The organism is Thioalkalivibrio sulfidiphilus (assembly GCF_000377945.1).
In the GTDB taxonomy this organism is placed as follows: domain Bacteria; phylum Pseudomonadota; class Gammaproteobacteria; order Ectothiorhodospirales; family Ectothiorhodospiraceae; genus Thioalkalivibrio_A; species Thioalkalivibrio_A sulfidiphilus_A.
In genome coordinates, this window is sequence record NZ_KB898932.1 from 18,243 (window position 1) to 31,783 (window position 13,541).

Below are 13,541 nucleotides of genomic sequence, written 5' to 3' on the forward strand. Positions count from 1 at the left end.
GCGGAGAACCAGGCCATGCGTGTAGTCGTGATCGAGGACGAGGCGCCCCTGCGCGAGCAGTTGCGTACCCGCCTGGAGGCGGAGGGCTGGATGGTGGACACCAGCGCCGACGGCGAGGACGGGCTGTTCCAGCTCACGGAATATCCCGCCGACGTGGCGGTGGTGGACCTGGGCCTGCCGCGCCTGCCGGGGCTGGAGGTGATCCGCCGCCTGCGTGCCGGGGGCGGCAAGGTGCCGGTGCTGATCCTCACCGCCCGCAGTCAGTGGCAGGAGAAGGTGCAGGGCCTGGAGGCCGGCGCGGATGACTACCTGGCCAAGCCCTTCCACATGGAGGAACTGGTCGCGCGCATCCGGGCCCTGGCGCGGCGCGCCGCCGGCAGCGCCGACGGGCGCCTGGCCCTGGGGCCGCTGGTGCTGGATACCGCCGCCCAGGCGGTGAGCCGCAATGGCGAACCGGTCTCGCTGACCACCTTCGAATACCGGGTGCTGGAATACCTGGCCCGCCACGCCGGGCAGGTGGTCTCCAAGCAGACCCTGACCGACTATCTCTATGCCCACGACGACGACCGGGACAGCAACGTGCTAGAGGTGCTCATCGGCCGGCTGCGCAAGAAGCTGGACCCGGACGGCAGCCTGACCCCCATCGAGACCCTGCGCGGCCGGGGCTACCGGCTCACCCTGACCCCGGACACCTGATGCCCCGGGGCCGCCTCAACTCCCTGAGCCTGCGGGTGGGGCTGATCGCCGCCGTGGTGGTGGCGGTGTTCGCCGGCCTCACCGCGCTCGCCCTGGAGCGGGCCTTCCGGGACAGCGCCGCCCAGGCCCTGGACGAGCGCCTGCACGCCCAGCTGTATCTGCTCATGGGGGTCACCGAGGTGGATCCCGGCGGGCGTGTCATCCTCCCGGAGCGCCTGCCCGAGGCGCGCCTGATGCTGCCGGAGTCCGGGCTGGTGGCGGAGATCCGCACCCCGGCCGGCGAGCGCCTGTGGATCTCGCCTTCGGCCCTGGGCCGTGACCCGGACCGCGGCGCCCTGCCCTTCACCGTCAACCTGACCGTGAACTGGGAGCTGGGGGAACGCCTCTACCCCCTGGAGTTTCGCATCCTGGAGGACCGCCGTGCCTTCGAGGCCCAACTCTCGGAATACCGCCAGAGCCTCTGGGGCGCCCTGGCGGCCCTGGCGGTGCTGCTGCTGGCGGCCCAGGGCGTTGCCCTGTCCCAGGGCCTCAAGCCGCTGAGGCAGGTGGCCCGGGAACTGCGCGCCGTGGAGCGGGGCGAACAGCCCGGCCTGGAGGGCCGCTACCCCGTGGAGCTGAAGGGCCTGACCGACAACCTCAACGCCCTGATCCACCACGAGCGGGCCCAGCTGGCCCGCTACCGGGACGCCCTGTCCAACCTGGCCCACAGCCTCAAGACCCCGCTGGCGGTGCTGCGCGGCACCCTGGACACCCGGGACCCGGACCGTGATCAGGCCCTGGAGCAGCTGGAGCGCATGGAACGCATCGTCGCCTACCAGCTGCAGCGGGCCGCCACCTCGGGTCGCACGGTGTTGAGCGCGCCCATCCCCGTGGCGCCCCTGGTGCAGCGCCTGGGTTCGACGCTCGGCAAGGTCTATCCGGAACGGGACGTGCAGTTCGAGATGGACGTGCCGTCCAGCCTTCAGTTTCGCGGCAACGAGGGCGACCTGATGGAGTTGCTGGGCAACCTGATGGACAACGCCTGGAAGCATGGCGGCAGTCGGGTGCGGGTCATCGCCGGCCAGACCGGCGAGGGCCTGGCACTGTCCGTCTGCGACGACGGCCCCGGCATCCCCCCCGAGGAGGTGCCCACCATCCTCACCCGGGGCGGGCGCCTGGACGAGCAGGTCCCCGGCCAGGGCATCGGCCTGGCGGTGGTGGCCGATATCGTCGTCGCCTACGAGGGCCGTATCGAGATTGACCGCAGCCCCCTGGGCGGGGCGCAGGTGAGGGTGGTGCTGCCGGGGTGAGGCGAAGAAATATTCAAAATTCAAGATTCAAAATTCAAAGGGGGGATGGCGCCCGGTTTTCCTTTGAATTTTGAATGTTGAATTCTCCCCAAAAGTTCTAAACTCCTACTCCCTGCCCCACTTCCCAATTCACCCTTCCCACTTCTTAAGTCGCCGTGTCCCTCGCCCCCGTCCAGTTCACCGCCCTGCCGCCGCCGGTCATCCGCAGCGATCCGGAATCCACCTGGCCGGTGCCCGTGCGCGGCGAGGCGGAGCGCGCCGGCGCCGAATCGATCCGTCGCCCGGTGCCGTCCTCGGACTCGGCGCGCACCGAGGAGGAACGCCGCGACCGCCAGGAACGGGAGATGCTGGGACGCCTGCGGGTGGCCCTGGCCGAACCACAGGAGCAGCGCCAGAGCAACGTGATGCGTCGGGGAAGCCACGGCAGTCCCTACCGCGCCCCGGCCGATCTCCTGGAGCAGCGGATCAGCGAGATGCTCGGGCAGACCGGAGGTGTGAGGCGGCTGGATGAAAGTGCTTGAGGGCAGTGGCAAGTCTCAAGTGGCTAGTGGCAAGTAGAGCCCCCTCACCCTCAGGGAGAGGGTCGGGGTGAGGGTGGTGTTCCTCGCCACTTGAGACTTGCCACTAGCCACTGTCGATCGCGCTACGCGCGACCGACGTTCACATCCGTCGGCGAATGGTAGTAATCGCTGTCCTGGGCGAGCTGTTCCACCAGGCGCTTGAGTTCCGCCACCCGTAGGTCGGCGGTGGCGAAGGCACTGCAGTCCTCGCACATGGGGTCGCCGCAGGGTTGGCGGCTGTAGAGCCAGTAGTGCACGGCGCCGGCCAGCAGGCCGTCGGCGATGTCCCAGGGGTGGTTGTCGGGGGTGTCGGCCGCCAGCCGGTTGGCCAGTTCCACGGTTTCGGTGGCGGCGGTCTGGTAGGCGTCATCTGGATCAATCATGGCTGCGGACCTCATGCGTAAGGCCCCGATTTTATCACGGGTACGGCTCAGACCCGCGCCATCACCAGCGGCACCAGGCGTTCCGCCTCGCTGAGCCCGCCGTGCACCGCCACCATTCGAGGCGGGCGCTTCTCTCCGGGTACCCGGTCGAAGATCATCCAGCCGTCATGCATGAACAGGGCAAAGTCGCCCACCCGCCCGGCCAGGGCCGGGTGGACGGGGCCGGGCCCGAACCAGCCGTTCTCCAGCAGCACCCGGCTGTCCACCAGGCTCAGGCAGTGGCCGAGTTCCGCGATGACGCGCTCAGCGAATGCCGCCCTGGCCTCGGGGCGCACGTAGGCGAAGGCCACCCGGGGTTCGCCGCACAAGGGGCGGCTCAGACAGGCGGCGATCTCCGGGTGCCGGGTCAGGTCCACGCGCCGGGGCGCGTCGATCATGCCGTGGTCGGCGGTGAGCAGCACCAGGGTGTCGCTGCCGGCCAGACCCTCCAACAACCGGGCGAAGCCCGCGTCCAGCTCCGCCAGGTGGGCGCGCAGCTCGGCGCTGTCGGCGCCATGCTCATGACCCAGGTGGTCCAGTTCTGGCCAGTAGGCGTAGACAAAGCCGGGTGCGTCCAGCACGGCCCGGCGGGTCTGTCGGAAGAAGCCGGCCAGGTCCTTGTAGACATAGCCCCGGGCATCGCCGCTGATGCTGCGATTGAACGGCGAGTTGGCGATCCGTGCCGGGCTCACGCTGGCGGTGGGCACGGACAGGCGCGCGAACAGGGGATCGAGGCCCAGCAGTTCCCGGGGTGTGACGGCGAGATCCCCGTAGCCCGGGCCCTCGCCCCGGGGCAGGCCCGGCAGCACGGCCATGACCTGGTCCAGGGCCTCGATGTAGGTGAACCAGCCGGTCAGTCCGTGCCGTGCGGGCGGCTGGCCGGTGAGGTAGGTGGTGATGCCCGCCGCCGTGGTGGTGGGAAAGACCGAGGAGAGGGCCCTCACCCGGTGGGCACGCAGGTTCGGGTACAGGCCGGGGTCGGCGAGCATGGCATCGCCCAGCCCGTCCACCACCAGCAGCAGCACACGCCGGTGCAGGGCGACCGACTCGGGCGGCAGGCCGTTGAGGGGCGGCAAGGCGTTGTGCGGCGCGCGATCCCCCAGCCCCAGGGCGAGGCTCTGCATCAGGTTGGCGATGCCTTCGCCGGTGTAGTCCGGCGGGGACCATCCGGGCTGAAGGTCCGCGAAACCTGTGGGGTTGTCATGGGCCTGTGCCATTTTGGGGAGCGTAACCCGATGCGAGGCGTTCCGTCATGGGAACAGGGCCGCCGATCCCATTGAATGAGCGTCTGTCGGACTTTATTCGCGTAGACTCGGTCAGAAAGGGGTCATGGGGCGGGCTGTGTGGAAGACGTCCCTGGCCACTCACTCACCCAAAGGCTTCCATGCCCGCCAGCAACGACAACCTGCGCTTCCGGCTGATCTTCGAACAGGCCCTGGACCCCATGATCCTGGTCGACCGCCATGGCGGCATCGTCGAGGCCAATCGCAGTGCCTGCGCCAGCCTGGGCTACAGCCACGAGGAGCTGGTGGGCGGACTGCACGTCACCGATTTTGACCTGAACGCCACCCGCGAGGATGTGGAGCGGGTGCACGGCAATCCGGAGCGGTATCTGCCCGCCAGCTTCCAGAGTACCTACCGTCGCAAGGACGGCAGCACCTTCCCGGCGGAGGTGCACCTCAACGCCGTCTGGGTGGAGGATCAGGTCCAGGTCTTTGCCACCTTCCTGGACATCAGTGAGCGCCTGGCCGCGGAGCGCACCCTGCGCGAGCGGGAACACCAGCTGCGTACCGCCATCACCAGCGCGCCCATGGTGCTGTTTTCCCTGGACCGGCACGGTACCTTCACCCTCTCCGAGGGCAAGGGTCTGGAGGGCCTGGGGCTTGCCCCCGGGCAGGCGGTGGGCATGAACGCCCTGGAGATGTACGGGACCTACCCGGAGGTGGCCGAGGGGCTGCGGCGGGCCCTGTCGGGCGAGCCTGTGCAGCTGGAAAGCCGGGTGGAGGGGCGCTGCTTTCTGCACCACTGGCAGCCCGTGCCGGATGAGGCGGCGGGCGGCTGGGGTGTGCTGGGGGTCTCCTATGACATCACCGCCCAGCGCCTCGCCGAGCAGGCGCTCAGCGGCGAGCGCGACAGGCTGTTCACCACCCTGGAGTCCATCGCCGACGGCGTGATCACCGCCGACGTGGCCGGTCGGGTGGCCTACATGAACCCGGTGGCGGAACAGCTCACCGGCTTCACCCTGAGCCAGGCCCGCGGCCGTCCCATGGAGGAGATCCTGCGGGTGGAGGACCTGGAGACCGGTGAACTGATGCCCGATCCCGTGGAACGTTGTTTCAACGGTGGCAGCCCGGTGGTGTTCAGCGAGGAGAGCCGGCTGCGCCGACCGGACGGCGAGAGCTACGCCGTGCGCCTGACGGTCTCGCCCCTGCGGGACGGGGAGGACGGCATCAGCGGCGCGGTGCTGGTGCTGCATGACTTCAGCATGCTCTGGGACATGGCCCGGCAGCTGAGTCACCAGGCCCGTCATGACGCCCTCACCGGCCTGATCAACCGGCGCGAGTTCGAGGAACGGGTGCGCGAGGCCCTGGAGAGCGCCCGGCGCAGCGGTCGCTCCCACGCCCTCTGCTACATCGATCTCGACCAGTTCAAGGTGGTCAACGACACCTGCGGGCACGTGGCCGGCGACGAGCTGCTGCGCCAGCTGGCCGCCGCCCTGCCCCGCCACATCCGCGACACCGATACCCTGGCCCGCCTGGGCGGTGACGAGTTCGGCCTGCTGCTGGAAAACTGCCCCCTGGACCGCGCCCTGAGCATTTGTCACCAGCTGCTGGCGGAGGTGGCCGAGCTGCGTTTCATGTGGGAGGGACGGCGTTTCGACGTGGGCATGAGCATCGGTCTGGTGTCCATCGACGGGACCAGCGCCTCCCTCTCGGAGGTGCTGAGCGAGGCGGATTCAGCCTGCTACGTGGCCAAGGAACAGGGCCGCAACCGGGTCTACGTCTCCCGCCCCGGTGACCAGGCCCTGAAGACCCGCTACGGCGAGATGGAATGGCTGGGCCGCATCCGCGAGGCCATGGAGGAGGAACGCTTCGAGCTCTTCTGCCAGCCGATCCGGCCGATCTCCGGGGAGGGCGTGTCCCACTTCGAGATCCTGCTGCGGCTCAAGGCCGAGGACGGTAGCCTGGTGGAGCCGGGGGCGTTCATCCCGGCGGCGGAACGCTATAACCTCATGCCCCAGGTGGATCGGCATGTGATCCGCTCGGTGTTTGCCATGCTGGCGGATTCGGACTTCGCCCTGAAGCAGCATGCCATCGTGGGCATCAACCTCTCCGGCCAGTCCCTGGGCCAGGAGGATCTGCTCGACTTCGTCACCGAGGCACTGCAGTACTATGGCATGCCGGCGCACCGCTTCTGTTTCGAGATCACCGAGACCGCGGCCATCGCCAATCTCTCCAGTGCCGCCGGTTTCATCCGCGAACTGCGCGACATGGGCTGCGCCTTCGCCCTGGATGATTTCGGCAGCGGACTGTCCTCGTTCAACTATCTCAAGCACATGCCCGTGGACTACCTGAAGATCGACGGCAGCTTCGTGCAGGACGTGCTGACCGACCCGGTGGATGCCGCCATGGTCGGCGCCATTCACCGCATCGGCCGCGTGCTGGGGGTCAAGACCATCGCGGAATTCGTGGAATCCGAAGCGGTGCTCGAACACCTGCGCGAGATCGGCGTGGACTACGCCCAGGGCTATGGCATCGGCCGGCCGACGTCTTTCAGAACGTGCGGCCTGTTTCAAACTGGCCGGGATTAATCCCCGTACGATTGTTATGAATTAGCCGTGACCTTTGCAAAAAACACTGGCGCGGCGTGAAAAAGTTGCGTAGCTTGTGCCTGTGGCGGTTCGTTTCTTAGGTGTCGCTCGTGTTTACAGTCTCGTCACTGGCCCGCGATTGACCCCCCTGCAATGACCTGCGCGCATCAACCGTGAGTGTTCAATTGTTTGTTTTGAGGTAGCGTTCCATGGCAACTGGTACTGTGAAGTGGTTCAACGAATCCAAGGGTTTTGGTTTCATTACTCCTGATGACGGTGGCAAGGACGTATTCGTCCACTTCAGCGCCATCAGCGGCTCCGGGTTCAAGACCCTGGCCGAAAACCAGAAGGTCTCTTTCGATGTGCAGGATGGCCCCAAGGGCCCGCAGGCGGCGAACGTCGTCGCACAGTAAGACCGGAAATCAGTAAACGGGAGGGCCTCCATGGCCTCACGTATGAGCCCCGCCCCGTGCGGGGCTTTTTTTCCAGGCGCATTCAAGATTCAAAATTCAACATTCAAAGGGAACAGCACTGTCCCGCCTTTGAATGTTGAATTTTGAATCTTGAATGCGCCTGAGGCCTTCGTTATGGTCGGTGCCTTGCATCCGAATCCTCAGGAGTCTCCATGTCAGCACTGATCTGCGGTTCCATCGCCTACGACACCATCATGGTGTTCCCCGACCGGTTCAGGAACCACATCCTGCCGGACAAGGTGCACATGCTGAACGTGTCGTTCCTGGTGCCGCAGATGCGCCGCGAGTACGGCGGATGCGCCGGTAACATCGCCTACAACCTGAACCTGCTGGGGGATGACCCGGTGATCATGGCCACCGTGGGCGGCGACTTCGGCCCCTACGCCAACTGGCTGGACGAGAACGGCATCAGCCGCAAGCACGTGAAGGTGCTCGACGATCTCTACACCGGCCAGGCCTTCATCACCACCGACCAGGACGACAACCAGATCACCGCCTTCCACCCCGGCGCCATGGGCGAGTCGCATCGCAACAAGGTGAGCGACGCCCGCGACATCACCCTCGGCATCGTCTCCCCCGATGGTCGGGACGGCATGATCCAGCACGCGGAGCAGTTTGCCGGCAGCGGCATCCCCTTCATCTTTGACCCGGGCCAGGGCATGCCCATGTTCGACGGTGAGGACCTCAAGCGCTTCGTGGACCAGGCCACCTGGGTGACCCTCAACGACTACGAGGCGCAACTCATGTGCGACCGCACGGGGCTCAGCGTAGAGCAACTGGCAGAGCGGGTGAAGGCACTGGTGGTGACCCGGGGCGGTGAGGGTTCCCTGGTCTACACCGGTGGGAAGTGCCTGGAGATCCCTTCGGCGAAACCGGCGCAGCTCAGAGACCCCACCGGCTGCGGCGATGCCTACCGGGCAGGACTGCTCTACGGCCTGATGCGCGACATGGACTGGGAGACCACCGGGCGCATTGCCTCGCTGATGGGCGCCATCAAGATCGAACATTACGGCACCCAGAACCACCGCTTCGACCGGGACGGTTTTGCGGAGCGGTTCCAGAGGGAGTTCGGGTATCGGTTCTGAACGGGAAATAAACCGCGACGCAAAGGCGCAAAGACGCAGAGGTGCGCAAAGGATGATTGGGTTCAAGAAGGCCGGCTCACGCCGGCCTTCTTCATTACATCCAGAACACTTCGCGTTTCTTTGCGCCTTTGCGCCTTTGCGTCGAGGCCTTTGACTTTCAAACCGTTCAACCCATCCGCCGGTCCGGCTCCACGTCCTCGTAGGCGTTGAGGATGTCCTCGTCCCGGGGGTCGATCTCCACCAGGCTCACCGGGTAGCCCCACAGGTTGGCCAGGTGTCGCAGCACCATCAGGGTGTTGCGCTCTTCCAGCAGGCGTCCGTCCAGCACCCGGTGTTCCAGGATCAGGCGCCGGTCGCCGGTCAGGTCCACGTCCACCACCTGGATGTCCGGCTCGTGACGGGCCAGGTCGTACTGGGCGGCCAGCGCCCGGCGCACCTCCCGGTAGCCGGCCTCGTTGTGGATGGCCTCCACCTTGAGGTCCGCCTCGTCGGCATCGTCGGTCACCGAGAACAGGCGCCACTCGCGCATCAGGCGCGGGCTCAGGAACTGCAGGATGAAGCTCTCGTCCCGGTACTCGGCCCAGGCGGACTTCCAGGTGCCGAGATAGTCCGGGTTGCCGGCGATGTCCGGGAACCAGCGCCGGTCCTCCTCGGTGGGGTTTTCGCCCATGCGCTTCATGTCCTGGAGGATGCCGAAACCCAGGGCATAGGGGTTGATGCCCGAGAAGCGCCGGTCGTCGAACTGCGGCTGGAACACCACGTTGGTGTGGGCGTGCAGGAACTCCATGAAGGCGCCGTCGGTGATCTGCCCGGTCTCGTGCAGGCGGTTCATGATGGCGTAGTGCACCGTGGTGGCGCAGCCCTCGTTCATCACCTTGGTCTGGCGCTGGGGATAGAAGTACTGGGCCACCATGCGCACGATGCGCAACAGCTCGCGCTGCCAGTGGGCCAGCTTGGGCGCCCGCTTCTCCAGGAAATACAGCAGGTTCTCCTCGGGCAGGCCCAGGGCGCGCCGGCGTGCGTCCAGTCCCGGGTCCTCGTCGCCGTCCTCGGGCTTGCGCCGGGGCAGGGTGCGCCAGAGATCGCTGAAGGTCTGTTCCTCGTGGCGGCGCCGCTCCCGCTCCCGTTCCATCTCGCGCTTCAGGTTGAGTGTCCTGCGGGGGTAGCGGTGCACCCCGTGACTCATCAGGGCATGGGCGGCGTCCAGCACCTGCTCCACGGCCTCGGCGCCGTAGCGCTCCTCGCACTCGGCCGCGTAGCGCTTGGCGAAGTCCAGGTAGTCCAGGATGGAGTCCGCGTCGGTCCAGGCCTTGAACAGCTGGTTGTTCTTGAAGAAGTGGCTGTGGCCGAAGGCGGCGTGGGCCATGACCAGGGTCTGCATGGTCATGGTGTTCTCTTCCATGATGTAGCAGAGGCAGGGGTTGGAGTTGATCACGATCTCGTAGGCGAGCCCGGTCATGCCCTTGCGGTAGAGCATCTCGTCGCGGGCGAAGTGCTTGCCGAAGGACCAGTGCCGGTAGAACAGGGGCATGCCCATGGAGGCATAGGCGTCGAGCATCTGCTCGGAGCTGATCACCTCGATCTGGCTGGGATAGGGGTCGAGACCCATCTCGTCCACGGCGATGCGCTCGATGGCGTCATAGGCCTTCTTCACCAGCCGGTAGTCCCAGTCCGGTCCGGTGTAGAGTAGGCGGGCGTCGGCTTCGAAGCGGTTGATCATCTCAGCGTCTGAGCTCGGCGGGGGTGAACAGGTCCTGGAACACCGGGAAGATGTCGGCGCGCTTCTTGACCTTGCGCATGGCCATGGGGTGACCCTTGGCCACCAGCTTCTGGTAGATCTCCCAGAGATCCGTGAGGGCATCCCAGCCGCGCTCCTCGGACACCTCGATGTAGGCGTAATAGCGGCACAGGGGCAGGATCGCGTTCTCCAGCAGTTCCACCACCGTGGCGTTGTCCGAGGGGGTGTTGTCGCCGTCCGAGGCCTGGGCGGCGTAGATGTTCCAGTCGGACGGCGAGTAGCGGTCCCGCACGATGCGCTCCATCTCCCGGAGCGCCGGCGAGACCAGGGTGCCGCCGGTCTCCCGGGAGTAGAAGAAGGTCTCCTCGTCCACCTCCTGGGCGATGTGGGTGTGACGGATGAACACGATGTCCACGTGCCGGTAGCGCCGCTCCAGGAACAGGTAGAGCAGCATGTAGAAGCGCTTGGCGAGATCCTTCATGTCCTCGGTCATGGAACCGGAGACGTCCATCAGGCAGAACATCACCGCCTGGGAGATGGGTCGCGGCACCGGCGTGAAGCGGTTGTAGCGCAGGTCGATGGGATCGATGTAGGGGATCAGCCGGGAGCGGCGTGTCAGCGCCTCGCGCTCCAGCACCAGGGCGCGCAGGCGCTCCGGGTCCTTGCCGGAACGTTCCAGGCGGTCGATCTCCCGGTCCAGCTCCAGGATCTCCTCGCGCTTGGGACGGCGCAGGGCCAGGCGCCGGGACAGGGAGTTGCGCATGGTGCGGGTGAGGTTGAGGCTCGCCGGCGAGCCGGACACGGAGTATCCCGCCCGTTGCACGCCCTCCTGTTCCACCTTGGAGAGCTGGGTGCGCGCCAGCTCCGGCAGTTCCAGGTTCTCGAAGAACAGGTCCAGGAACTCGTCGCGGCTCACGGTGAAGCGGAACTCGTCCTCCCCCTCCCCCGTCGGGCTGCCGCCGGGGCCGCGACCGCCCTCGCCGCCATCGGGCCGCGGGATCAGGTCGCCGGCCTGGTATTCCTTGTTGCCGGGCACCACATGGCGGCGCATGCCGGTGTCCGTGTCCTTGCGAAACGAGGGCTCCTGCAGGCCGTCGGCGGGGATGCGGATCTCCTCCTCCCCCTGCCCCACCTCGGTGACCTTGCGCCTACCGGAGATGTCGCGCACCGCGTCCAGGATCTGGCGCTTGGCACGACGGATGAAACGCTGGCGATTGGCCAGGCTCTTGTCCTTGGGATTGAGGCGCCGATCGACGATGCTGACCATGAGGCCTTATCCCGCCTGCTTGACCCGCATGTACCACTCCACCAGGCGGCGCACCTGGCGCTCGGTGTAGCCGCGCGCCACCATGCGCTGCACGAACTCGCTGTGCTTGCGCTCCATGTCCGAGTCCGCCTTGGTGCCGAAGCTGATCACCGGCAGCAGGTCCTCCACCTGGCTGAACATGCGCTTCTCGATCACCTCGCGGATCTTCTCGTAGGAGGTCCAGGAGGGCATCTTGCCCCCTTGGGCCGCCTGGGCACGCAGGGCGAACTTGACCACCTCGTTGCGGAAATCCTTGGGGTTGGCGATGCCGGCGGCCTTCTCGATCTTGGACAGCTCCTGGTTGAGCGCCGCGCGGTCGAGCATCTGCCCGGTGTCCGGGTCCTTGAAGTCGTGATCCTCGATCCAGGCGTCGGCATAGGCGACATAGCGCTCGAACAGGTTCTGGCCGAAGTCGTGGTAGGACTCGAGATAGGCCTTCTGGATCTCGTTGCCGATGAAGTCCGCGTAGCGGGGCGCCAGTTCCGCCTTGATGAACTCCAGGTAGCGCCGCTCGGTCTCCTCCGGGAACTGTTCCCGGCGGATGGCCTGCTCCAGCATGTAGAGCAGGTGCACCGGATCGGCGGCCACCTCGCGGGTGTCGTAGTTGAAGGTTTCTGACAGAACCTTGAAGGCGAAGCGGGTGGAGACCCCGTTCATGCCCTCGTCCACGCCCGCCACGTCCCGGTATTCCTGCATGGACTTGGCCTTGGGGTCGGTGTCCTTGAGGCTCTCGCCGTCGTAGACGCGCATCTTGGAGTAGAGGCTCGAGTTCTCGTGTTCCTTGAGGCGGGTGAGCACCGAGAACTTGGCCAGCAGGTCCAGGGTGGCCGGCGCGCAGGGGGCCTCGCTCAGTTCACTGCTGCGGATCAGTTTGTCGTAGATGAGTTGTTCCTCGGTGGCGCGCAGGCAGTAGGGCACCTTGATCACCGAGATGCGGTCCAGGAAGGCCTCGTTGTTCTTGTTGTTGCGAAACGCCTGCCACTCGGACTCGTTGGAGTGGGCCATGATCACCCCCTGGAAGGGGATGGCGCCGATGTTCTCCGTGCCTACGTAGTTGGCCTCCTGGGTGGCCGTGAGCAGCGGGTGCAGCATCTTGATGGGCGCCTTGAACATCTCCACGAATTCCAGGATGCCCTGGTTGGCCCTGTTGAGCCCGCCGGAATAGCTGTAGGCGTCGGTGTCGTTCTGGCTGTAGAGCTCGAGCTTGCGGATGTCCACCTTGCCCACCAGGGAGGAGATGTCCTGGTTGTTCTCGTCGCCCGGTTCGGTCTTGGCGATGGCGATCTGGCGCAGCTTGGAGGGATACAGGCGCACCACGGAGAAGCGCGAGATGTCGCCGCCGAACTCGTCCAGGCGTTTCACCGCCCAAGGGGAGATGAGCCCGGTGAGACGCCGGCGCGGGATGCCGAAACGGGCCTCCAGTTCCGGACCGTGGATGTTCGGGTCGAACAGGCCCAGGGGGCTTTCGAATACCGGCGAGAGTTCCTCGCCCGCCTTGAGCACGTAGACCGGGTGTTTCTCCATCAGGGACTTGAGGCGCTCGGCCAGGGAGGACTTGCCGCCGCCCACGGGGCCCAAGAGGTAGAGGATCTGCTTGCGTTCCTCCAGGCCCTGGGCGGCGTAGCGGAAGAAGCCGACGATGCGTTCCACCGTCTCCTCCATGCCATAGAAATCCTCGAAGGCTGGATAGATCTTGATAGTGCGATTCAGGAAGATGCGACCCAGGCGCTCGTCCCTGGCGGTGTCCAGGACCCGGGGTTCGCCGATGGCGGCCACCAGGCGCTCGGCGGCGGTGGCGTAGAGCATGGGATCGTCGGCGCAGGCTTCCAGATAAGAGGCCAGGGACATTTCCGATTCCTGGCGCTTCTGGAATTCGCGGGCGTACTGGGCAATCAGGGTTTCTGCAGAATCCATAACGGTGACACCTCCTCGTCTGGATGCAGTGGTGTGAGCGCGACGCCGCCGGACCTGCTCGCGCGGGTCCGGCGGCTGTCAGAAATTTGGACCCCGGGGTGGCTGGCGCAGTTCCGGGAAATCTCAAGATGAATCGGTGAAGTGTGAATGAACGTGCCGGCGCGTTGCGTCGGTGGTGCAAGGCCTGTTTGTGAACCGGTATTCACCTGGCCGATGGACACCTTAGTCTGCTGCGGGGCACGCAGGA

General features: G+C 66.2%; 11 protein-coding genes. 6 read left to right on the forward strand and 5 right to left on the reverse strand.

The window, feature by feature from the left end:
- Positions 1-15 precede the first annotated feature (15 nt).
- From D580_RS0106405 to D580_RS0106415, 3 genes are all read left to right on the forward strand, one after another.
- Positions 16-696, forward strand: coding sequence for a response regulator transcription factor (locus D580_RS0106405; RefSeq protein WP_018953598.1), 681 nt, complete (start codon positions 16-18; stop codon positions 694-696).
- Entirely contained in the window at positions 696-1,985 is a 1,290-nt protein-coding gene (locus D580_RS0106410) for an ATP-binding protein (protein WP_018953599.1), read from the forward strand. Before D580_RS0106405 ends, D580_RS0106410 begins: the two co-directional genes overlap by 1 nt.
- A gap of 155 nt (positions 1,986-2,140) precedes the next feature.
- The gene (locus D580_RS0106415; RefSeq protein ID WP_018953600.1) at positions 2,141-2,506 is read left to right on the forward strand and encodes a hypothetical protein; all 366 of its coding nucleotides are present in this window, start codon (positions 2,141-2,143) and stop codon (positions 2,504-2,506) included.
- A 122-nt stretch (positions 2,507-2,628) separates the two neighbouring features.
- On the opposite strand, the gene D580_RS0106420 is transcribed toward D580_RS0106415, so the two are convergent.
- Positions 2,629-2,928 carry a hypothetical protein gene (locus tag D580_RS0106420; RefSeq protein WP_012636757.1) on the reverse strand — a complete coding sequence of 100 codons (300 nt, stop codon included), beginning with the start codon at positions 2,926-2,928 and terminating at the stop codon, positions 2,629-2,631.
- 47 nt (positions 2,929-2,975) lie between these two features.
- The gene (locus D580_RS0106425; RefSeq protein WP_018953601.1) at positions 2,976-4,184 is read right to left on the reverse strand and encodes an alkaline phosphatase family protein; all 1,209 of its coding nucleotides are present in this window, start codon (positions 4,182-4,184) and stop codon (positions 2,976-2,978) included.
- A 167-nt stretch (positions 4,185-4,351) separates the two neighbouring features.
- Between D580_RS0106425 and D580_RS0106430 the strand changes: the two genes are divergently transcribed.
- The 3 genes from D580_RS0106430 to D580_RS0106440 all read left to right on the forward strand — a co-directional run bounded on the left by D580_RS0106430 (position 4,352) and on the right by D580_RS0106440 (position 8,336).
- Positions 4,352-6,778: an EAL domain-containing protein gene (locus tag D580_RS0106430; protein ID WP_018953602.1), complete on the forward strand. Its 2,427-nt coding sequence runs from the start codon at positions 4,352-4,354 to the stop codon at positions 6,776-6,778.
- A gap of 209 nt (positions 6,779-6,987) precedes the next feature.
- Positions 6,988-7,191 carry a cold-shock protein gene (locus D580_RS0106435; RefSeq protein ID WP_012636760.1) on the forward strand — a complete coding sequence of 68 codons (204 nt, stop codon included), beginning with the start codon at positions 6,988-6,990 and terminating at the stop codon, positions 7,189-7,191.
- Between the two features lie 212 nt (positions 7,192-7,403).
- Positions 7,404-8,336, forward strand: a complete 933-nt coding sequence (locus tag D580_RS0106440) for a carbohydrate kinase family protein (RefSeq protein WP_018953603.1) — start codon at positions 7,404-7,406, stop codon at positions 8,334-8,336.
- A gap of 166 nt (positions 8,337-8,502) precedes the next feature.
- Here D580_RS0106440 and D580_RS0106445 read toward each other — a convergent pair whose 3' ends face one another.
- Genes D580_RS0106445 through D580_RS0106455 form a run of 3 tightly spaced genes read right to left on the reverse strand, consistent with a single transcriptional unit; the run spans position 8,503 to position 13,294 of the window.
- Positions 8,503-10,056 carry a SpoVR family protein gene (locus D580_RS0106445; RefSeq protein WP_018953604.1) on the reverse strand — a complete coding sequence of 518 codons (1,554 nt, stop codon included), beginning with the start codon at positions 10,054-10,056 and terminating at the stop codon, positions 8,503-8,505.
- A gap of 1 nt (position 10,057) precedes the next feature.
- Complete coding sequence (locus D580_RS0106450) at positions 10,058-11,341, reverse strand: YeaH/YhbH family protein (RefSeq protein ID WP_018953605.1); 1,284 nt, start codon at positions 11,339-11,341, stop codon at positions 10,058-10,060.
- A 6-nt stretch (positions 11,342-11,347) separates the two neighbouring features.
- A complete protein-coding gene (locus D580_RS0106455) occupies positions 11,348-13,294 on the reverse strand; it encodes a PrkA family serine protein kinase (RefSeq protein WP_018953606.1) in 1,947 nt (648 codons plus the stop codon).
- Positions 13,295-13,541: the final 247 nt, after the last annotated feature.